Source organism: Microbispora triticiradicis, assembly GCF_005864065.1.
Taxonomy (GTDB): domain Bacteria; phylum Actinomycetota; class Actinomycetes; order Streptosporangiales; family Streptosporangiaceae; genus Microbispora; species Microbispora triticiradicis.
In genome coordinates, this window is the sequence record NZ_VANP01000011.1 from 30,538 (window position 1) to 50,932 (window position 20,395).

Below are 20,395 nucleotides of genomic sequence, written 5' to 3' on the forward strand. Positions count from 1 at the left end.
ATCTCACACTTTCTCTCATTGTCGCGTGACATTTTCGACACATCTCGCCAGTCTTGTCCGGTTTATTCCCCTCTAATACTGTCCGCAGTGACTTTGTCGTTTCCGGACGGACCTCCCCCCGAGACGACCCGTCCCCCGCCTGGAGGCGAAATGCGGTTGCGCACGACCACGTGCGGAAGATCCCCCTACGGCATGGCGCTCGGCGCCGCGGTCCTGGTGTCGGCCGCGCTCGCGCTGACGCCGGTCCCACCCGCGCAGGCCGATCCGGCCGTGGCCGCCGGGAAGAAGCCCTCCGCGCCGTGCGGCGATTCGAGCGCGCACCTGGACCAGGTGCCCACCCCCGAGCAGTTCTTCGGCTTCCCGCTGGGCAAGGGACAGCCCCGGGTGCTCACGACCGAAGAGATCACCAGGTACGTGGAGGCGGTCGGCCGCGCCTCGGACCGGGTGGTCACCGGCACGATGGCGCGCAGCGTGTCCGGCCAGGGCCTGCCCTACGCCATCGTGTCCGACGCCCGCCACGTGGTCCCGGGACAGCTGAAGAAGATCACCGACCAGATCCGTTCGCTGCGCGACCCGAGGACGCTGCGGGCGGACAAAGCCACCCGGATCGCCGAGGAGGCGCCCGCCATCGTCTGGATCGCGGGCAACGTGCACGGCGGTGAGAAGAGCGGCGCCGACGCGGCGCTCAAGACCCTGTACGAACTGGCCGCCGGCCTGTCCTGCGACGTGGCCAAGCGCAACGACAACCTGCTCACGGTCATCGTGCCGACCCAGAACCCGGACGGCCGCGACGCGAACCGCAGGCAGAACGACTACGGGTTCGACCTCAACCGGGACTGGTTCGCCCGCACCCAGCCGGAGACCGACGCCAAGATCGACATGCTGCGGGCGTACCCGCCGCAGGTCTTCGTCGACGCGCACGAGATGGGCGGGCGGCAGTACTTCTTCCCGCCCAACGCCGACCCGATCCACCACGAGATCGCCGACCAGCCGGTGAACTGGATCAACCGCATCGGCGCGGCGAACGCCGCGGGCTTCGGCTACAACGGCGCGTGCGGCGCCGCGGTCACCACCGAGTGCTACTTCAACTACGCGACGTACGACCTGTTCTACATGGGGTACGGCGACAGCGTCCCGGCCGCCGGCTTCGGCGCCGCCGGCATGACGTTCGAGAAGGGCAGCACGTCGGCCGTCGAGGACCGGGTGCAGCAGCAGTTCAACACCCAGTGGGCGACGACCGGGTGGGCCGCCGACAACCGGCGCGAGGTCCTGGACGGCTACTTCTCGATCTGGCGGACCGCGCTCGCCGAGGGCGCCGCCGGCGCCCTGGAGCCGAACGAGGTCGTCCAGCCCGCCAACACGGTCCGGTTCCCGGTGCCCGATGTCACCATCCGGTCGTACTTCCTGCTGCCCGGCCGGCAGATCGGCGACGTACGCAGGCTGGTCCAGCGGCTCCGCCGCATGGACGTCGAGGTCTACCGGGTGAAGAAGCCCGTTCAGGTGCCGACCGCCCACGTCTTCGGCGGGCGCACGGCGCGCGACGTGACCGTGCCGGAGGGCGCCTACTGGATCCCGATGGACCAGCCGCAGAAGCACTGGATCCAGGCGGTGATGGGCGAGGACCCGTACGTCCCGTTCCCGTACTTCTACGACGTCTCCTCGTGGAGCAACCCGCTGCTCGCGGGGGTGGACACCATCACCACCGGTGACGTGGTGTCGCCGAAGGCCGACCCCGTCAGGGACATCGACGGCGGCGTGGCCTTCGGGGCGCAGCGCGGCGGGTCCTACACCTACCCGATGGACTCGGCCGCCGCGTCGGAGCTGACCTTCCGGCTGCTCGCCAAGGGAATCCCGCTGACGCGCGACACCAGGAGCGGGCTCGTCGGCCTGCCTCTCACCGCGATCGGCCGCGACGAGCTGGACGAGCTGGCGGAATCACTCGGCGTCACCGTCGAGGGCCGGCCCGGGCAGGTCTCCGGCCCCGCGCTGCGCACGCCCGACGTCGGCCTGTTCGCCGGCACCGGCGTCTCGACGACCTCCGGGTCGTACGGCGAGGCGCGGTACGTGCTCGGGGCCCGCTGGGGCCTGGACCTCACGCCGGTCACCACCGCCGACGTCAACGGCAACACCCCGGCCTTCACCGGGCGGACCGTCCTGCTCGTGCCGGACGGCAGCAGCTCCAACGGCGGGCTGACCGCGCAGGGCCTGGCCAACCTCAGGCAGTGGGTGGCCGCGGGCGGCACGTACGTCGGGCTGCGCAACGAGGGCACCCGGGTCGCCCGGGCCGCGGGCCTCACCTCCACCACCGAGAAGGCCAAGCCGACCGGCTACCAGGTCATCGGCTCGCACTTCCGGGTCGACGTGAGCGCGGGCAGCCCGGTCGCGCTCGGCCGTCCCGCCGAGGACTTCCAGTTCAACAACGGCGACCCCATCCTGAACCCGAGCCAGACCGGCGTGAACGTGCTCACCTATCCGTCCGGCGACACGTTCTGGTCCAACGGCTACACCGTGGGAGCCGAGGCGCTGAAGGGCACGGCCTCCCTCGTGGACGAGCCGAACGGCGCCGGGCACGCCGTGTTGTTCGCCTACAACCCGCTGTTCCGGGCGTACAACGAGAACGGCATCCACCTCCTCGCGAACGCGCTGCTCTACCCGGCCGGGGCGCCCGCCGCGCAGCAGCGCGCGCTCGCGGCGCCGACGCCGGGGCAGGCCCAGTCGCCGGTGGAGTCGCTGCGCGCCGCCGCGGCTAAGGCGGAGGAACCGCCCAACCTGGGCGGCGAGTGGCGTCCGATCGTGATCGAGGTGGCCGCGGCCGACCTCGCCCGGACCCAGGCCGTGGTGGCCCGGTACACCGGCGCGGCGAGCACGGCGACGGCGGGAGACTCGGCGTACGTCACGATCCCGAACCCGGACGGGCTGGCGGCCGACGAACACCCCTTCGTCCGCGACCTGGTCCGGGACCTCGGCGCGGCGGACATCCCGCTCCGCTCCGTCGTCGCCTGATCCATCCCGCACAATCCCCTTGCGGCGTCACACGCGTCCCGCCGGGCGGCCGGTCTCCGGCCGCCCGGCGCTGCCGGAACCATCGATAGGAGCCTCATGACATCGCCTCGTACCCGCCGGGCGGCGCGGTTCGGCGGCGCGGCGCTCGCGGCCGCGCTGCTCACCGCGACCCAGGCGACCGCCTCCCTCGCGGCGCCCGGAAACCCCGGTGAGCCCCGCTATTCCGCCGGCGCCCCCTCGCTCGGCGACCCGTACTTCCCGGACCAGGGCAACGGCGGGTTCGACGTGCGGCACTACGACGTCACCTTCGCGTACGACCCCGCCACCAAGATCATGGACGCCACGACGGTGATCACCGCCGTCGCCACCCAGGACCTCGATCGGTTCGACCTCGACTTCCGCGGTCCGGAGATCACTTCCCTGAAGGTCGGCAAGCACCCGGCCGCGTTCCGCCGGGACGGGCAGGAACTCGTGATCACCCCGCGGCCGAAGCTCAAGGCCGGGGAGACCTTCACCGTCACGGTGGCGTACAAGGGGACCCCGCCGGTCATCACCGACCCGGACGAGTCGATCGAGGGCTGGGTGCCGACGGACGACGGCGTGTTCGTGCCGGGCGAGCCGCAGGGCGCCCCGGCGTGGCTGCCGTCCAACGACAGCCCGAAGGACAAGGCGACGTTCACCTTCCGCGCGACGGTCCCCGAGGGCGTCACGGTCGTCGGGAACGGCCGCCTGACGTCCAAGACGACCACGAACGCGAAGACGACGTTCGTCTGGGAGTCGGCGGAGCCGATGGCGACCTACCTCGCCACGGTGACCCTGGGGAACTTCGTCGTCGCCGAGACGACGACTCCCGGCGGCGTCCCCGTCTACACGGCGGTGGACCCGCGCCTGGTGACGCAGTCGGCGGGCGCCGTCGCCCGGATCCCCGACATCCTGGAGTACTTCTCGTCCGTCTTCGGGCCGTACCCCTTCGACACGGCGGGCGCGATCATCGACCGCGCGCCCGACGTCGGGTACGCCCTGGAGAGCCAGACCAAGCCGATCTTCTCCAGCGCGCCAAGCGTGGGCACGATGGCGCACGAGCTCGCCCACCAGTGGTACGGCGACAGCGTGTCCCTTGGCAGATGGTCCGACATCTGGCTGAACGAGGGCTTCGCGACGTACGCGACCTGGCTGTGGACCGAGCACAGCGGCGGCGCCACGGCGCAGCAGACGTTCAACAGCTCCAGCAACTACGGGCGCGCGGCGACCTCGTCGTTCTGGCAGATCGTCACGGCCGATCCCGGCCCGGAGGACATGTTCGGCAACGTGCCGTACAACCGGGGCGCGATGACGCTGCACGCGCTCCGCGGCAAGATCGGCGACACCGCCTTCTTCCGGCTCGTCAAGGACTGGGCCACCGAGCACCGGTACGGCACCGTGAGCACCGCCGACTTCGTCAGCGCGGCGGAGAAGGTCTCGGGCCTGGACCTGAAGGCGTTCTTCGACGTGTGGCTCCACCAGAAGGGCAAGCCCACCTCCTGGTGAGCCCCTCCCGGCGGACGCGCGGCCGGATCAGGATCGAAGCCGCAGGGCGAGCTGGATCCGGTCGCGCAGGCCCAGCTTGCGCAGCACGCTGGAGACGTGGTTCTTCACCGTGCCCTCGCTGATCGACAGGCGCGCGGCGATCTCCCGGTTGGCCGCTCCGGCGGCCACCATCCGCGCCACCTCCAGCTCGCGCTCCGACAGCAGCTCCCGACCGGGGAAGCCGGCCGAGCCCTGCAGCGGAAGCTGCCGCAGCTCGGCGACCAGCCGGGCGGCCACCGGGCTGCCCAGCACCGTCTCCCCGCGGCTCACCCGGTGGACGGCCGCGACCAGTTCCTCGGGCGAGCAGTCCTTGAGCAGGTAACCGGTCGCGCCGCCGCGCAGCGCGCCGAAGATGTACTCGTCCTCGTCGAAGGTGCTGAGCACGATGACGGCCACCTGCGGATGCTCGGCGGCCAGCCGGGCGATCAGCTCCACGCCGTTCATGCCCGGCATCCGCATGTCCACCAGCGCGACGTGCGGGCGGCACTCGCCGACGACGTGCAGCGCCTCGTATCCGTCGGCCGCCTCGCCCACGACCTCGACGCCGTCCTCGACCTCCAGCAGCTTGCGCAGCCCCTGCCGCATGAGCGCCTGGTCGTCGACCAGCACCACCCTGACCCGCGTCACGCCACGACCTCCGTGAGTGGCAGCTCGGCGCGCAGCTCGAACCCGCCGCGCGTCGCGTTGGCGCCGGTCAGCGTGCCGCCGAGCGCCCTGGCCCGGTCCGCCAGCGAGGTCAGCCCGAAACCGCCGGACGACCGGTCGTCCCGGCCCTTGCCGTCGTCGCTGACCACGAGCACGACCCGGTCGTCGCCGAAGGTGAGCGTGCCCCGCACGTGCTCGGCCCCGGCGTGCCGCAGCGCGTTGGTGAGCCCCTCCTGCAGCACCCGGTAGAGGACGAGCTCGACGTCGGGTGTCAGGAGCCGTTCCTCGCCCCGCACCTCGAACCGCACGCTGATGCCGGTGCCGTCGAACGACGCCGCGAGCCGTTCGAGCGCGGCGCTGCCCACCCGGCCGTCCAGCGCGAGCGGGCGCAGCGCGCGCACCCAGCGCCGGGCGTCGGCCAGCGCCTCGACCGTGAGCTCCTTGGCCTGGCGGACCTCCTCCCAGGCGGCGTCGGGGCGGCGCTCCCGGAAGCGTTCGGCGTTCTCCAGGCCCATCTTGATGACGGTCAGGTGATGGCCGACGGAGTCGTGCATCTCCGACGCCATCCTCGCCCGCTCCTCGGCGACGGCCAGCTCCCTGATCCGTTCGAGGAGCCCCCGCGCCTCCTCCCGGCTGCGCCGCGCCGCCAGCGTGGAGGACGTCATGCCCAGCACGAACGCCGCGAGCACCGCGCCGAGGCCCATCTCCTGCAGGCCGTCGAGCACGGTCTTGTGGAAGATCAGGGGGACCGCGGCGAACATCACCACCGCGAGGCAGGACAGGATGACCGTCGCGGCCCGCATGCTGTAGATGAAGGCCAGATTGGCGACGGCGATGAGGATCAGGGGGAGCTGGGTGCTGTAGGCGCCGCTGATGCCCAGCATGGTGGTCGCCACGAGGAACAGCGGGGCCGCCCAGCGGCGGCCCTCCGCCCGGTCCCAGGGCAGCATGGGCCACAGCGCCACGACCAGGCCGAGGTTGGCGGCGAAGAGCACGTACTCCAGCACGCTGCCGACGCCGAGCAGCACCGCCTGCACGAGGCCGGCCGCCATGACCGCCGTCACCGCCCAGAACACGAGGTTGAACAGGAACGGCCGGTCGGCGTCCCGAAGCCAGTCGAAACCCGCCATGCTCCGACCCTAGATCGCCACGGTGCGGATGCAACCCGCCATCGGGACCATGACGACCATGACCGGAGTCATGCCGCCGCCGTCGCGCACCCGTCCCGCACCTGTGCCCCGCCCGCGTTCGTACGGGCGGGGCACGGCGAGAGGGTCTAACTCGCGGAGCAGGTGACCGGCGAGGGCACGTCGTTCGCGCCGGTCGCGTTGCCGGTGAAGCCGAACGACGTGGACGCGCCGGCCGCCAGGGAGCCGTTGTAGTTCACGTTCTTCGCGGTGACCGCGGCTCCCGACTGGGACACCGTGGCGTTCCAGGAGGAGCTGATCGTCTGGCCGTTGCGGTACGTCCAGCCGGCGGTCCAGCCGGAGATCGGTGTGGTCCGGGTGTTCTTCACCGTCACCTCGGCCTGGAACCCGCCGGGCCAGGAGTTGGTCACCGTGTACGTCGCCGTGCAGCCCTGGCCCGGGTTGGGGGAGGCCGACGGCGAGACCGACGGAGACGGGGACGGCGAGGGCGAGGCGGACGGCGAGGTTGACGGGGACGGCGACGGGGACGGCGACGGGGACGGCGACGACGTGCCGCCGCCGCTCGCCTTGAGCACGGTGACCGAGTACGGCGGGAGCGTGATCGAGGTGGCCGACGACGCGCTGCTCGTGCTGATCGAGGTGGCGCCCTTGCGCCACTGCAGCACGGTCGCCGCGTTGCCGGGGGAGAAGCCCGAGTAGGACAGCGACACCGTCGTGGAGTTGTTCAGGTCCTTGTTGATCAGCACCACGTTGACGCCGCTCGAGGTCTTCACCGCGTGCGCGGAGAGCAGCGAGCTGGACGAGGACGCCTTGACCAGGGTGTCGCCGGGCGATCCGGCCCTGCCCACCATGGCCAGGCCGTAGTACGGCGGGAACGGCGTGTTCGCCGCGGGCTCACCGGAGGCGCCGGAGGACAGGATGCCCTCGTCGTGGTAGTCGGGGGTCCCGTCGTCGCCGGTGGCCGGGCCCTGGCTGGTCCCGTTGTGCAGGTTCCACCAGTCGAGGTTCATCGCGCCGTTCTCGAACCACGTCAGGTAGCTGTCGGTGGCGAACAGCGCCGCGGTCGCGGTGGTGAGCTGATAGCTGGGGTTCAGCTCGGTGACCGAGATGCCGATGCTCGACGCCCTGCTCCCGGCGTACTTGGAGATCAGGGAGCGGACCGTGCCGGTGATCGTCGAGATCTGCGAGACCTTGCCGAGGCTGTCGGCGGCCGAGGTCGCGCCGGGGTACCAGTGGACGATGACGAAGTCGGCCTTGTCCTTCACGATTGACATGACCGTGTTGTTCCAGTCCGCGCTGTCGCCGGAGCCGACGATGCCGTCCGGCCAGCCGCCCGGGGTGGTGAGCACCACGCCGACCTTGATAGAGGAGTCGACGGCCTTCATCGCCGAGATGTACTGCAGCACGTTGTTCGCGTACGCTTTGGGGCTCTTGTCGGAGTGGTTGTCCTGCTCCCAGCCCGAGCCGTAGTGGCCGTTGCCGTAGACCTCGTTGCCGATCTCCCAGTACTTGACGCCGTACCCCTTGGTGACGTTGGCGTACCGCACCCAGTCGGCGGCCTCCTGGGCGGTGCCCGTGCCGTAGTTCGCGATGATCACCGGCTGCGCGCCGGCCGAGCGCACCGTGCCCATGTAGGTGTCGAAGTCGGTGTTCGGCGCCACGTAGCCGCCGTCGGTGGTGTTGGTCTTCCAGTGGTAGATGTCGCCGTACGACCCGCCGGGATAGCGGACGGCGGTGAAACCGGCGTCGCGCAGCAGGCCCGCGATGGGGGCGCTGTTCATGTTCCCGTCGTAGACGGCGACGTTGACCCCGTGCCCGGCGGCGGGGATCGTGCCCAGGCTCGTACCGGTGTTCACCGTCACGGTGGCGGAGGTCGCGGCCGACGCGGGTGCGACGGTGACGGCCGTGACCGACGCGGCGGCGAGCGCCGCGGACGTCAGCAGGGCCAGTCCGACGCGCCGCCGGCCTGTGAGCGAGGCGTGCATTGGGAGCTCCTTCGAGCGATCGCGCTGTCGCCCGTGCCGGGCGCAGATCGAGCCGCATCCTGTTCCCCGCCGCCCCGCACGGTCAACGCGAAGGATGTCCGCAAGCCCCTGAGCTGGGGACGATTTCGTATGGAGATGCAACTTTCACCGGGCCGTCCCGGTGTCTGCCCGGTGATCTCATCGCGACAGCAGACAGGCCAGGGCCTGTTCGAGCGCCTCGGGCGTCGCGACGGGCGCCGGCCAGGGGACCCGGACGAGGTGGCCGGGCCCCAGGCGCAGAGTGGCGCCGTAGCGGTCCAGCTCCCACAGCCACACCTCGTCGTGGGCCGCCTCGCCCGTCAGCCTCTCCGCCGCCTCCTTGAGCGGCTCCGAGTGGGACTCGTTGACGTGACGCACCATGCGCTCGGCGGGCGGGAGCAACGGGTCGGGGGCCGAGGCGAGGTACGTCTCGGCGTCGAGGACGCCCGACTCGCCGCCGGTCAGATAGATCACGTGGCAGACGTCGACGCGCAGCAGCGCGGGAGCGCCGCCCTCGACGGCCGCGAACAGGTCCTCGTCGGGGCAGGACTCCGCGATGGCGACGGCGGCGGCGCGGGCCTGCGCCGCGGGCACGGGCTGCGTCCAGCCCCGCACCTTGAGCAGGGCGCGATGCCGCTCGACCCCGCCGACCTCCCTGGTCGCGGAGAGGTCGACCGTCACCAGGGTCTCGGCCGGCGCGCCGTACAGGACCTCGCCCGGCTTCACCAGCAGGACCGGCCGGCCCCTGCCGTCCACGCCGCCGCGGGCGGCGGCCGTGGGCACCTCCGACCCGGCGACCGAGACGTGCGTCGGCGCCGACAGGGCCGCGAGGGTGCGGACGCGCTCGGGGACCGGGGGAGCGGTGACGGGATGCCGCATGGGTGGCTCCTTCAAGGTAGGTTAGGCTCACCTTAGTAAGGGTTGCCTAACTTGGAAAGAGGGTGTCATGCGTTACACGGGACCGAAGGTGCGGCTGTCGCGACGGGCGGGCGTTCCGCTCACCCGGAAGGCGGTGAAGTACTTCGAGGCCCGGCCCTACCCGCCCGGCGAGCACGGCCGCAAGACCAACCGCCGGAACACCGGCGACTACGGCATGCGGCTGCTGGAGAAGCAGAAGCTCCGCTGGTACTACGACGTGTCCGAACGTCAGCTCCGCCGCTACTGGGACCTCGCCGTCCGCCGTCCCGGCCGGTCCGGAGAGCAGCTGGTGGCGCTCCTGGAGACCCGGCTCGCCTCCCTCGTCCTGCGGGCCGGGCTCGCGCCGTCGATCTACGCCGCCCGGCAGTACGTGAACCACGGGCACATCGCGGTCGACGGCCGCAAGGTGGACATCCCCAGCTACCAGGTGAAGCCGGGCCAGTCGGTGACCGTACGGGACCGGTCGGCCAGGATGCAGCCGTTCGTCGCCGCCGCCGAGGGCACGTACGCCGACGAGCGGACTGCTCCCTATCTGGACGTCGACCACCGCGGGCTGCGCTTCACCCTGCTGCGGCGCCCCACGCGCGAGGAGATCGTGGTTCCGGTGGACGAGCAGCTCGTCGTCGAGCACTACTCCCGCTGACGCCCCGGCCCCGGCGACCGGCTACGGGATCACGGGGTCCGGAAGCCGCGGAACGTCACGCGCTTCCGGAACGCGAAGCCGAGTCGTTCGTAGAGCGCGATCGCGGAGGTGTTGGCCTCGGCCACGTGGAGGAACGGTCGCTCGTTGCGGGCGGTGATGTGGGTGACCAGGGCGTCCACCAGACGGGAGGCATATCCCCGCCCACGAGCTTCGGGGGCGGTGCAGACGGCGCTGATCTCGGTCCATCCGGGCGGACGGAGCCGTTCGCCCGCCATGGCGACCAGGGCGCCGTTCTCGCGGATGCCCAGATAGGTGCCGAGTTCGAGAGTCCGGGGCCAGAACGGACCCGGCCGGGTCCGCGCGGTGAGATCGAGCATCTCCGGCACGTCGTCGGCGCCCAGCTCGACCAGCTCCGAACCCGGCTCGACGTGGGCGACGTGGGTGACGTCGGCGCGCCCGGCGCGGCCGGTCGCACCGGGCGCGAGAAAGACCATCTGGAGGCCGTCGAGAGCGAAGATCGGTTCCCAGTCGGCAGGCGGGGTCGCCGGGCAGCTGAACAGGTCGGCGAACCCGCCGCGACCGAGCAGGCGCGCGAGGTCGTCCCACTCCGCCGGGTCCGGGTCGCCGGACACGGTGGAGAAGCTCGCGACTTCCGGCAGGTAACCGGCCGCCCGGCCGAGCCGGCGGGCCAGGTGCGCGTGACGGCCGCGGAGCGACTCGGCGACCGGGTCGTCGAGTGCGACGGTGTCGCGGTCGAGCATCGCCTTGAGCCTTTCGTACCGGGCCGCGACCTGCGTGCAGCCGCAGTCTAGCCAGGCACGGCCCCTGACCTGACGTCGGGAGCGGTTCACGCGCCCGGTGGAGGGCGAGGGCTTCGGCGGCGTAGCCGGCGCGCGCCGGCTACGCCGCGACACTCAGGAAGAGCGGTTGGTGCCCGCGGGGTTGTTCACGCCGACGGGCGTGGAGGCCGTGGGGCGGTCGGCCTGGCAGCGCTGCTTCTCCGACGCCGTCATGGGGCCGGTGCGCTGGTAGACACGGTCGGACAGTTCGGTGGCCGGGTAGTCCAGCACGGTGTACAGGCGCCACTCGGTGTTCGGGTCTGCGGGAGCGGGATCGGATGTGAACCAGCCGTCGGTGCGTCGGCGGCCGGCCTGGGTCTCGATCCACGCGGCCTCCGAAGGCTGAAGAACCTCGGTCACCGTGTGGTCGCTCCTGGCGGCCCAGGCGGGACTGGTCGCGGTCCCGGCGGCGAACTGATGGGCCATGTTGCTCGGCGTGCCCGTGGTGCCGGGAAGGCCCGCGGTGGCGGGCAGGTCCCCGTAGGAGCGCCCGGCGAAGGCGACCGGGCGCGTGCGGGTCAGCGCGTTGCGGGTGCAGTTGATGTAGGTGTCACCGTTGACCTGGGCCGCCTCGTAGTACGCGTACGAATACTCTCTCTCCGGCGTGAAGACGCACCTGCCCGGAGCGCCGCTGCAGTAATTCACCGCTTCGGCCACCGGCCTCGCGTCGTTGCCGTAGAAGGCCTGAGAGGGCGGCAGGGCGGTCTTGGGAATGGTCTTGTCGACCGGCGGCGGCACCTGGACCGCCCGTACGTCGGCGATCAGCGGGCCGCAGTTGCCGCCCACGTTGGCGGGAGCGGGCACCTTGGAGGTGAAGGTGAGCAGTGGTTCGTGCTCGGAGGCGGTGAAGGTGTAGGTCTGCCCGGTGCGCCACACCCCCTTGCCGAGGGTGTTGAGCTTCTTGTCCGGGTCGGGGGCGGTGGTCCGCTCGCTGACCTCGCCCCCGGCGCCCTCGACCGTGTACGACTGGCCCTGGGCGACCGACGCCGGTGTGCAGGCGGCGGCGATTCCCGGGCTGTCGTCGAAGGTGACGGTCACCCGGGCGCCCGCGCGCACCCCGCGCAGCCGCTGTTTGAAGCCGTAGGCGGCGGCCGGGAAGCGCAGCATGACGGCGGTCTTGCCGTCCGGATGTCCGGAGTCCGCTCCCGCGTAACGCCCGACCCCGGCGGCGGTGCCGGATCCGGCGGTCGAACCCACCGACCAGCCCTGCACCGGTCCCCAGTTCACACTGCCGCCGGGAAGGGCGGGGAGGGCGAAGTCGCCGTTGACGACCGCGACCGGCCTGCTGCCCGCGCTGCCGGAACCGCCTGGCGCGCCGGCGTACGCGGGCTGGACGGCCGCGGGCAGGCCGAGGCAGAGGGCCGCGGCGAGGCCGGCGGCCCGGACCATGCCGATCCCGGCACGGGTCTGCATGACATTCATGTCGATCTCCATAGATGAGGGCTGGCGGGACGGTCAGGACGGCCGGAACGGAAGCACGGTCCGCTCTCTGAGCCGAGCCCCCGGCGGCAGGGCGGAAAGAGGCGTCATCGCGTCGACGCGGCGGGGGGGCGGGTTGACGTTGTCGTCCGCGGCGGTCGTGGCGTGCGGATGCACCTGCTCGCAGGTGTTTCCGCCCACGACGAAGGTCTCGGCGACGAAGGTGCTGGTGTTGACGGACGACGGTCCGGTGACGACGACGTTGTGGATGTGCAGGCCGTTCGGCACGGTGATCGTCCCGGCGACGCGCTGCATGGCGGCGCTGGCGCCGAAGACCAGGGCGTCCCCGGGCCGGACGACGGTGGTGTATGTGGTCGACTCGGTCTGCTCGCTGGTCCAGGTGTGCTGGTAGGCGAGCTTGAACGCGCCCTCGAAGGCGCCCTTGAGCCCCAGGGAGCCGCCCACCTTGCCGCTGCCGTTCGCACCGGCCTTGGCGCCGAAGGTCGCGCTGGGGCCCTGCTGCTTGTTCGGCGTGTCGAAGCTGCCGCTGCCTTCGGCGTTCACCGCGGCGGAGACCTCGCCGGAGGCGTTGAGCTGGCCCTCCACCGCGATCTTCCCGGTGATCTCGCCGCCGAGGTTGTCGCTGCTGCCGGTACGCAGGGTGATCTGACGCGTCACGGTGATGTTGTCGTCGGTGCAGTTGATCGCGGCGTTGCCCAGAGACTTGACGGCGCTGTAGAAGTCCCCGGACCCGGCCTTGTTCACGGCGAACCGGCACGCCCCGGGGTGCGCGGCGCAGTACTCGGTCACCGGACGCACCGACGGCAGCGGCCTGTCACCGTCGAACGCCCGCGCGGTCGGCAGGGTCGGCTCCGAGCCGGCGGACGCCGCCATCGGAAGGAACGTGATCAGGGCGACGGCGGACAGCACCGGCGTCCGCCGGGCCAGAGATGTCATGAGACTCACTTGTTCATCAACTCGCACAGGCCGGTCAGCGAGGGCGAACCGTCGGCGGCTTTGAACGCGGCGGGAAGCTCCGCGGCGAACGCGTCACAGGTGGAGTTCAGCGCCGACGCGGCGTTGTCGGTCGGTGCGGGCCTGAAGGCGTCGAGCTCCTTCCGGACGTCGGCCATGCCCTCTCGCTGCTCGGCGTCGTCGCCGATGAGGTCGCGCATGCACTGCTTGCCCTGCGCGGATCCAGGAGGGCACTGGTCGGCCTTGTCCTTGGCGGCGGCGATGTCCTTCTTGGCCTCGTCGGCCTCCTTCCTGGCGTCCTCGCGCCCGGAGTCGACGCCCTCCCGGTCCTGCCCGGAGGCGCCGCAGGGCTTCGGCTCCCCGTTGGGGCAGGGCTTGTCGTCCGGTGGATCCGGCTCCAGTACGGCGGCTCGGGCGGCGGTCGTCACCCCGGCGTGAGCGGGGGCGAAGGCAGCGGAGGCGACGAACGTCGAAGCCGCTGCGAGCGTGGCGAAAGCGCCAGCCAGGCGAGAAATGTGCATGTCCTTCTTCCGGCGATTCGGAACGGATGACTCAGGCGTCGAACAGACGCACAGCTGCAGAACGTAGTCACGCGCTCCCGGTAAGTAAGATCAACACGCCGGGTGACGCCCCTATCCGGGGACGCCGTCACGCCCTGATCGCCGGACCTTGATCACGCCTTTCACGCGCCTTTGTGGCCGGAGACCGTGATCCGAGCAGAGGCCGATATTGACTGCCTTCAGTGATCCGCCAACAGGATCCGTCCGTCGCCTTCACTGAGAGACAGGGAGACACGCCCATGCCGAACATCAGGTGCTCCGCGCTGATGACCTCGACCATCGCGTCAGCCGTCCTCGTCGTGTTTCCGGCTGCCGCCCACGCGGACACCACCAGCTTCAACATGCGGATCATCAACAAGATGGACGGCAGCCGCATGTCACTGTCGGGCGACGCGGTCGCGGAAGGGACCCGGGCTGTCACCCTGCGCGCCCCCACCATCCAGCACAGGTCGGCCCGCTGGACCATCGTCGAGAAGGACGACGGTTTCCTGGTGATCAGGAACGAGGTGGCCGGCAGGTGTCTTCAGCCCGCCTCCGGTGCCCCGAACGCGGGAGACACGCTGGTCGTCAAGACCTGCGACGGCTCGCCCCTCCAGGACTGGTCGCGCCGGGACGAGGTGTCCGAGACCAACGTCAACACCGAATGGGGCAGCCTGCGGCCGCGTACCAACACCTCGCTCGCGATAACCCTGCAGACCTACGAGGCCTCCGGCACCTGGGACCACATCTACCTCGACCAGGACCAGAACTCCAGCGACAGGCTGTGGCACTTCACCCGCCCCGACGCCGTCGTGTGGTGACATCTCGGACGGCGCCTTCTCGATTACCTCTCGCGCTTGAACCTCCCGTCGGGGGAGGTCGTAGCGTTTCCGGCGTGAGCGGGAAGGACGACGCCGGACGACGGTGGTCCATCGGAGAACTGGCGCGGGCGACCGGGACGACCGTGCGCGCGCTGTACCACTACGACGAGATAGGACTGCTCGTCGCGAGCGAGCGCACGCCGTCCGGGCATCGCCGGTACACCGAACGCGACCTGCGCAGGCTCTACCGAGTACGGGCGCTGCGCGGGCTCGGGCTGTCGCTGGAGGAGGTCGCGGACGTCCTCGCGGACTCGGCGGACGACCCGGAGTCGCTGCGCGCCCTGCTGGCGGAGCAGTTGCGCAGGCTCGACGAGCACGCCGAGCGGATCGGCGTGCTGCGGCGGCGCATCGGCGACCTGCTCCGCCAGGCCGGCGACCCGTACGGTCCCGACCCGGAACGGTTGATGACGACGTTGGAGGTCATGTCAGTGTTCGAGACCTATTTCACCGAAGAGCAGCGCGGCCGGCTCGCGGAGCGCAGGGAAGCGCTGGGCCCCGAGGGCGTCGAGGCCGCCAGACGCGAGTGGGCCGGCCTCGTGGAGGAGGGCCTGCGGCACCTGGCGGACGGCATCCCCGCGGACGACCCGCGGGCCCGGGACCTCGTCCGCCGCTGGGACGCGCTGGCGGGCCGGTTCCACCCGGAGGGTCCCGCGGGCGCGGAGACCGCGGCGGCGGCCCGCAGGATGTGGCGGGACAACAGCGCGGAGATCGGAGGGAGCCTGCCCTGGCCGGCCGAGCGGATGGCCGGTCTGGTCGCCTACCTGGAGCAGGCCCGCCAGGCGGGCTGAGCACGTCACCACGGCGGGCGCGGGGCCGGCCGCGCCGGATCCCGGAGGCGGCCCTCGGGGCGCGGTGAACCTTTCACCGGTTCCGCCGCGTCTCCCGAGCGCCCGGCCGGGCGGGGGAGCGGGAGCGTTGACCCGCCGGAGGGACCGGCCTACCGTGCGGGTCGCACGCCCCCGTCCCTGACGTCAGCCGGAGGTCCCGTGTTCCGCACCGCCGCAGCGCGCCTCGTCCCCCTGGCCGCCGCCGCCCTCGTGGCGGCCACCGCGCTCCCCGCCTCGGCCGGGGTCGTCGATCCCGCTCCCGTCCGCCCCCACCAGTACTTCTACGGTTTCGTTAACGGCGAGACCGGTCACGCGACCATCAAGATGGCGTGCTTCGGGCCGGTATATCCAGGACAGACCGGTCATCCATTCGCCGGGCAGACCGTGGAGGTGCGGCCCGTCGCGATCTCGTCGTCGGCGGCGAGCGTCGGCTACACGGGCGGCGGCGGCACCACGATCGCGGTGGACCTGGGCGACCCGTCGACCGTCTCGAGGGCGCTCACGCTGGGCTACTACGGGGTCAAGGCCGAGATCCCGGTCACCGCGACGCTGCCGTGCTACGGCACCGGGAAGGTGACGTTCACGCCCGTGCCCACCAGCTGGACCGCCCGTACGGCGACCGTCGTGGTCGACTACGTCGGCCAGCCCTGATCGCATCATTTCGCCAGACCTTCGGGGCGTACGGCTCGGGCCGGAGGCGTTCGCCCGCCTGGAGCGGGCCCGGCACGATCGTGCGTTTCGCGGCCGTCACGCTCCACGGCAGCCTGGCGCGCTCCTCCCGTGGACGAGGGCGGCCGGTGGCCGGGCGCCGAACACCCCGGCCACCGCCCCGCCACCGCCCGGCTTCCGGGCGGAGGCGCCCGGCGGTCACTTCTTCGGTTTGAAGGTGGCGGCGATGGTCTCGAACGTCTTCTTCTTCTTTTTCCAGCCCTCGTCCTGGGTCTTGAAGAGCAGCGCGTAGCCGTTGTTCTTGTCGGTGACGAACCCGCGGTCGATCACGCGTGACCGGAACCGGCTGTCGCCGAAGGTGAACTCCCAGTCGGCCGCGGTCTTCCAGAAGTCCTTGACCTCTCGGATCTCGACGAGTTTGTAGCCGGGGAAGTTCCGGCTCATCCCCGGCACGTCGCGCCGCCAGACCTTCAGGGCGTCCGACTCGGGAGTGGAGGTGTGGTGAACCTCCAGATAGGTGTGCGAGTCGCCGCGGAACCGCACCTCGCCGTTGCCGCTGCCGTCGACGTGCCACCCCTTCGGCAGCGCGAGCGAGAAGCCGCTCGAGTGCTTGTACTTGTGCCAGCCGTCGGGGACGTCCCCCGGCCCCGGGGCGTCGGAGCTCTTGGAGGGCTCGGGAGACGGCGTGGCCGTCGCCTCCTCCGAGGGGGACGCGGACGGCTCGGCGGAGGACGGCGCGGCCGAGGGGGGCGCCGAGGCGGAGGGCTCCTTGGTGCCCTTCCCCGTTTCCGCGGGGGCGGCGGCCGACCCGGAGGAGCGGTCGCCCTCCGAGTCGCTCCTGCCCGCCCGTACGCCGAGGTAGCCCGCGACACCCACGATGACCACCAGGCCGACGAGCATCAGCGCGGCCTTCAGCAGGCCGCCGGGTGCGCGCAACGTCCCGGACGTCGTGGTGGTGTCGTGCCAGACGGGCTCTTCCTGGGCGAACACCGCGGGTGACTCCTGTGACCCGCCGAAGGCGCCGCCGGCCGCACCGCCGCCTGCCGCGGCGCCCGCGCGCCTGGAGGCCGCCGTGGTGTCCGCCGTGTTGCCCCCCGTGTTGCCCGCCGTGGTGCCAGCCGTGGGGCCCGTACGAAGACGGTCGCTCGCGCCGTTCCGTGCGGTGGCCGCGGCCGCTCCGGACGCGGTCCTCTTCGAGGCGTCGGTCGTGGCGTCCCCGCCGGGCTTTTCGGTGGGCTGCCGGGTGGAGGTCCCGCCGACGGCCGGGGAGATCCTGGTGCTGCCGTCGCGGGCATCCGCTTCGGGCCGTCCCCGGCCCGCGGCGGACCCGCCGCCCTTTCCGGCCTCGTCCCGGCGGCCGGTCGCCGGGCTCGCCGAGGGCTTCGTACGGGCGGGCGGGGCGGCCTGCACGCCCGTCTCCGGCATCACACCCGCCTGCCCCGGCTCGTCCGAGGCTCCTTCGCCCGAACCTCCCTTGCCCCCGGCGGGCTCGGCCGAGCCGGGGGAGCCGTCGTCCTGGACGACCGGGATGGGCGAGGTGGTCTCGCCCGGACGCGCGGCGTCGCCGGCCGCGGAACGTCCCACGCCGTCGCCGCTCCGGCCGGGCCCGGCCTCCGGCCCGTCGCCGTTCCGGCTGGGCGCCGCGGAATGGTCGTCGCGCCGCGCGGACACGGCCGGAGGGTACGGTGTCACACCCCGGGAGGCTCTGCCCGGCTCGGACCCGGCCGCGGACGTCCGGGGCTTCGCGGGCTCGGAGGCCTCCGGCGTCGTGGGCCGCGGCGAAGCAGGCGCGGCGGGGGAGCCCGACGCGGCAGGGGAGGCGGCGTCCGCGGGGGCGGAGGAGGAACCGGGCGCGGAGGCGGAACCGGGGGCGGAGACCGGCGCGGCGGGGGAGACGGGCTCGGCAGGCGCGTCGGGCCGGGCCGGCGGCGGAGCGAGGTCCCGCGCCGCCCGCTTGAGCTGGCGGGCGAGTTCGTCGTAACCGGGCCGGTCGGCGGGCTCCTTGGCGAGCATGCGCATCAGCACCGGGCCCAGCGCGCCCGCCCGGCGGGCCGGGGCGGGGGCCTCGTTCAGCACGGCGTGCATGGTGGCCATCGCCATGCCCCGGTCGTGCGGGGGCCTGCCCTCCACCGCGGTGTAGAGCGTGGCGCCGAGCGACCACAGGTCCGACTCGCGCTGCGCGGCCTCGCCGCGGAGCCGTTCGGGCGCGATGAAGGCGGGAGTGCCGACGAGGCCGGTGCGGGTCATCGTGTTGTCGGCTTCGAGCCGGGCGATGCCGAAGTCGGTCAGGACGACCCGGCCGTCATCGGTGAGCAGCACGTTCTCCGGCTTCACGTCACGGTGCAGAACGCCCTGGCGGTGGGCGGCGCGCAGCGCGTCGAGGATCTGCAGCCCGAACTCGACGGTGCGCTCGGGGGACAGCGGGCCGTCCTCCCTGATCACCTGCCCCAGCGAGCGGGACTGCACGAGCTGCATGATGATCCAGGGCCGGTCGTCCTCCTCGATGACGTCGTGGACGACCACCACGTTGGGATGGGTCAGACGCCCCGCGGCGCGGGCCTCGCGCATGGTGCGGCGGTTGAGGTCGCTGAGCTCGTCGCCCATGGCGCTGTCGTAGCGGACCTCCTTGACCGCGACGGGGCGGTCAAGCAACTGGTCGTGGGCCCGCCAGACCACTCCCATGCCACCCCGGCCGATCGGCTCCATCAACTGGTACCGGCCTCCGACGAGCCGGCTCTCCGCACGCGCCACCCGAACCCCTTCCTGGACCCATGAATCGTCCCACGGATGGCAAAGGGATCAACCGCCCCTAGCACTCGCCATCCCGAGATCCGAGACAAATCGGTTCGAGTCGTGGTTCCTCGCTGCTAAGGTCCTAGATATGGGTAGGTACAGCTCGTTTACGAGGCCGGTTCCGGGAGGGCCGGTCGCGATCGTGAGCTAGCGACCATCCGGAGCCGGCTTGAGGCAGGGACGCCAGCGTCTCTGCCTTTTTCGTTGTCAGAACCACCTGGCCAGAGCTTTTCTGATCAGAATTTCCCGGCCTGCGAGGAGCCCGCATGTCGAAGGCAGCCCAGCTCGACCGCGACGCCGTACGGATCGGCGACCTGGTGATCGGTCCCGGGCTCCCCGTGGTGGTGATCGGCGGGGAGGACGCCCGGTGGCTGCGTCTGCCCTCCGCCGGTTACTCACCGGAGGCCCGATCCATCCGGCCCGCCGGCAAGGCGGTCGCGGAGGCGCCTGCGGAGATGGCAGGGGAGATGACCGAGAGGGCGGTTGGTGAGGCGAGGGCGCGATGGGCCGGGCCGCTGCTGGTGGAGCCCTCCTCGGCCGCCGACCTGCCCGCCATGGCCCGGCACGCCGACGCGGTGGTGCTCGGACCGGCCTGGGCACGCGAACCCGGCCTCGTCCGCGCCGCAGCCCGGCTCGGGCTGCCCGTGATCATCCAGCGGGGCGTCGACCAGCGGGGGCGTGCGGTGACGCTGGAGGAATGGCTGGCCGCCGCCGACCACTGCGCGGCCGAGGGCAACGAGGCGATCGTGTTCTGCGAGGGCGGCGGCCGCACGGAACCGGCGGTCGCGTCCCACCTCTCGCCGTCCGATCTCGCGCCCACCCCCACCCCCGCCACTCTCGACCGTGCTCCCGGCCCGGCTCCCGATTCAGCCCCCCACTCAGCGCCCGACCTCGCGCTCATGCGCGCCGCGCGGGAGCGGACGGGGCGGCCGGTGCTCGCCGCGCTGGGCCGCGACGGCGGCCTCGCGGGTGCGGCCGTCGCGGCGGGGGCGGACGGTCTGCTGCTCGACCCCGCCGCACCGCCCGAAGCGTGCGAGGCGGTCGGCGAGGCGGTGACCCTCCTGGCGGCCCTCGTCCGGCCGCAGTCCCCGCGGACCCTGACCGAGGCCCGGGGAGAGATCGACCGGGTGGACGCGGCTCTCGCCGTCCTCCTCGAACGACGGGCCCTGCTGGCCGCGCGGATCCAGCGGCTCAAGCCCGTCGGCGGCTTCCGGGGACGGGACATGGAGCGCGAGCGCCGCCTGGTCGCGGGCATGGCGCGGCGCGCCCCCCGCCTCGGCGTACGGCGGCTCGCACCGATCATGAACGCGGTGATCGAGGCGGGCCTGCACGCCGCCGAAGAGGAGCGGGACCGGGACCGTGGCTGAGCGCCCGGGCCCCACTGCTGCGCCCGGGTCCGGCTGCTCGCGCCCGGGTCCGCTACGCGGTCGGTGACGGCGGCCCCGTCCCAGGGGGTGAAGCCGATCCTCGGCAGCGAGGCGTGCACAGCGCCTCTTGCCGCAGCCCTCACTACACGTACGCCCCGCA

Annotated in this window: 17 protein-coding genes; 7 read left to right on the plus strand and 10 right to left on the minus strand. The window is 72.2% G+C overall.

Annotation, left to right across the window (positions count from 1 at the left end; translation table 11 throughout):
- Nucleotides 1-150 precede the first annotated feature (150 nt).
- A complete protein-coding gene (locus FED44_RS25545; RefSeq protein ID WP_208759168.1) occupies nt 151-3,003 on the plus strand; it encodes a M14 family zinc carboxypeptidase in 2,853 nt (950 codons plus the stop codon).
- Between the two features lie 96 nt (nt 3,004-3,099).
- Nucleotides 3,100-4,530: a M1 family metallopeptidase gene (locus FED44_RS25550; protein WP_138462317.1), complete on the plus strand. Its 1,431-nt coding sequence runs from the start codon at nt 3,100-3,102 to the stop codon at nt 4,528-4,530.
- Between the two features lie 27 nt (nt 4,531-4,557).
- On the opposite strand, the gene FED44_RS25555 is transcribed toward FED44_RS25550, so the two are convergent.
- The 5 genes from FED44_RS25555 to FED44_RS25570 form a co-directional block, all read right to left on the minus strand.
- Nucleotides 4,558-5,196, minus strand: coding sequence for a response regulator (locus tag FED44_RS25555; RefSeq protein ID WP_138462318.1), 639 nt, complete (start codon nt 5,194-5,196; stop codon nt 4,558-4,560).
- Nucleotides 5,193-6,344 (minus strand): sensor histidine kinase, encoded by a 1,152-nt coding sequence (locus FED44_RS25560; RefSeq protein ID WP_111697392.1) that lies wholly within the window; start codon nt 6,342-6,344, stop codon nt 5,193-5,195. The genes FED44_RS25555 and FED44_RS25560 overlap by 4 nt, the downstream gene beginning before the upstream one ends.
- A 9-nt stretch (nt 6,345-6,353) precedes the next feature.
- Nucleotides 6,354-6,479: a hypothetical protein gene (locus FED44_RS38210; protein ID WP_262367387.1), complete on the minus strand. Its 126-nt coding sequence runs from the start codon at nt 6,477-6,479 to the stop codon at nt 6,354-6,356.
- A gap of 11 nt (nt 6,480-6,490) precedes the next feature.
- Nucleotides 6,491-8,347, minus strand: coding sequence for a cellulose binding domain-containing protein (locus FED44_RS25565; protein WP_138462319.1), 1,857 nt, complete (start codon nt 8,345-8,347; stop codon nt 6,491-6,493).
- 177 nt (nt 8,348-8,524) lie between these two features.
- Complete coding sequence (locus FED44_RS25570; protein ID WP_138462320.1) at nt 8,525-9,244, minus strand: DUF2470 domain-containing protein; 720 nt, start codon at nt 9,242-9,244, stop codon at nt 8,525-8,527.
- A gap of 67 nt (nt 9,245-9,311) precedes the next feature.
- Here FED44_RS25570 and rpsD point away from each other — a divergent pair, with 67 nt between their 5' ends.
- Nucleotides 9,312-9,926 (plus strand): 30S ribosomal protein S4, encoded by a 615-nt coding sequence (gene rpsD / locus FED44_RS25575; protein ID WP_138462321.1) that lies wholly within the window; start codon nt 9,312-9,314, stop codon nt 9,924-9,926.
- Nucleotides 9,927-9,955: 29 nt separating this feature from the next.
- Here rpsD and FED44_RS25580 read toward each other — a convergent pair whose 3' ends face one another.
- The 4 genes from FED44_RS25580 to FED44_RS25595 all read right to left on the minus strand — a co-directional run bounded on the left by FED44_RS25580 (nt 9,956) and on the right by FED44_RS25595 (nt 13,680).
- Nucleotides 9,956-10,687 carry a GNAT family N-acetyltransferase gene (locus tag FED44_RS25580; RefSeq protein ID WP_138462322.1) on the minus strand — a complete coding sequence of 244 codons (732 nt, stop codon included), beginning with the start codon at nt 10,685-10,687 and terminating at the stop codon, nt 9,956-9,958.
- Nucleotides 10,688-10,840: 153 nt separating this feature from the next.
- Nucleotides 10,841-12,187, minus strand: coding sequence for a carbohydrate binding domain-containing protein (locus tag FED44_RS25585; RefSeq protein WP_138462323.1), 1,347 nt, complete (start codon nt 12,185-12,187; stop codon nt 10,841-10,843).
- Nucleotides 12,188-12,220: 33 nt separating this feature from the next.
- The gene (locus FED44_RS25590) at nt 12,221-13,141 is read right to left on the minus strand and encodes a hypothetical protein (RefSeq protein ID WP_111697398.1); all 921 of its coding nucleotides are present in this window, start codon (nt 13,139-13,141) and stop codon (nt 12,221-12,223) included.
- Between the two features lie 5 nt (nt 13,142-13,146).
- Nucleotides 13,147-13,680, minus strand: coding sequence for a hypothetical protein (locus FED44_RS25595; RefSeq protein ID WP_138462324.1), 534 nt, complete (start codon nt 13,678-13,680; stop codon nt 13,147-13,149).
- A gap of 278 nt (nt 13,681-13,958) precedes the next feature.
- Here FED44_RS25595 and FED44_RS36610 point away from each other — a divergent pair, with 278 nt between their 5' ends.
- The 3 genes from FED44_RS36610 to FED44_RS25610 all read left to right on the plus strand — a co-directional run bounded on the left by FED44_RS36610 (nt 13,959) and on the right by FED44_RS25610 (nt 16,057).
- Complete coding sequence (locus FED44_RS36610; RefSeq protein WP_138462325.1) at nt 13,959-14,519, plus strand: RICIN domain-containing protein; 561 nt, start codon at nt 13,959-13,961, stop codon at nt 14,517-14,519.
- 74 nt (nt 14,520-14,593) lie between these two features.
- Nucleotides 14,594-15,367 (plus strand): MerR family transcriptional regulator, encoded by a 774-nt coding sequence (locus FED44_RS25605; RefSeq protein WP_208759169.1) that lies wholly within the window; start codon nt 14,594-14,596, stop codon nt 15,365-15,367.
- Nucleotides 15,368-15,565: 198 nt separating this feature from the next.
- Complete coding sequence (locus FED44_RS25610; protein WP_111697402.1) at nt 15,566-16,057, plus strand: hypothetical protein; 492 nt, start codon at nt 15,566-15,568, stop codon at nt 16,055-16,057.
- Between the two features lie 216 nt (nt 16,058-16,273).
- On the opposite strand, the gene FED44_RS25615 is transcribed toward FED44_RS25610, so the two are convergent.
- Nucleotides 16,274-18,826, minus strand: a complete 2,553-nt coding sequence (locus FED44_RS25615) for a serine/threonine-protein kinase (RefSeq protein ID WP_138462327.1) — start codon at nt 18,824-18,826, stop codon at nt 16,274-16,276.
- Between the two features lie 308 nt (nt 18,827-19,134).
- Between FED44_RS25615 and FED44_RS38535 the strand changes: the two genes are divergently transcribed.
- The gene (locus FED44_RS38535; protein WP_138462328.1) at nt 19,135-20,235 is read left to right on the plus strand and encodes a chorismate mutase; all 1,101 of its coding nucleotides are present in this window, start codon (nt 19,135-19,137) and stop codon (nt 20,233-20,235) included.
- Nucleotides 20,236-20,395 lie beyond the last annotated feature (160 nt).

Coding starts and splice junctions, on each gene's coding strand:
- FED44_RS25545 (WP_208759168.1), top strand. CDS start 151: ATGCGGTTGCGCACGACCACGTGCGGAAGATCCCCCTACGGCATGGCG.
- FED44_RS25550 (WP_138462317.1), top strand. CDS start 3,100: ATGACATCGCCTCGTACCCGCCGGGCGGCGCGGTTCGGCGGCGCGGCG.
- FED44_RS25560 (WP_111697392.1), bottom strand. CDS start 6,344: ATGGCGGGTTTCGACTGGCTTCGGGACGCCGACCGGCCGTTCCTGTTC.
- FED44_RS25565 (WP_138462319.1), bottom strand. CDS start 8,347: ATGCACGCCTCGCTCACAGGCCGGCGGCGCGTCGGACTGGCCCTGCTG.
- FED44_RS25570 (WP_138462320.1), bottom strand. CDS start 9,244: ATGCGGCATCCCGTCACCGCTCCCCCGGTCCCCGAGCGCGTCCGCACC.
- rpsD (WP_138462321.1), top strand. CDS start 9,312: ATGCGTTACACGGGACCGAAGGTGCGGCTGTCGCGACGGGCGGGCGTT.
- FED44_RS25580 (WP_138462322.1), bottom strand. CDS start 10,687: ATGCTCGACCGCGACACCGTCGCACTCGACGACCCGGTCGCCGAGTCG.
- FED44_RS25585 (WP_138462323.1), bottom strand. CDS start 12,187: ATGAATGTCATGCAGACCCGTGCCGGGATCGGCATGGTCCGGGCCGCC.
- FED44_RS25590 (WP_111697398.1), bottom strand. CDS start 13,141: ATGACATCTCTGGCCCGGCGGACGCCGGTGCTGTCCGCCGTCGCCCTG.
- FED44_RS25595 (WP_138462324.1), bottom strand. CDS start 13,680: ATGCACATTTCTCGCCTGGCTGGCGCTTTCGCCACGCTCGCAGCGGCT.
- FED44_RS36610 (WP_138462325.1), top strand. CDS start 13,959: ATGCCGAACATCAGGTGCTCCGCGCTGATGACCTCGACCATCGCGTCA.
- FED44_RS38535 (WP_138462328.1), top strand. CDS start 19,135: ATGTCGAAGGCAGCCCAGCTCGACCGCGACGCCGTACGGATCGGCGAC.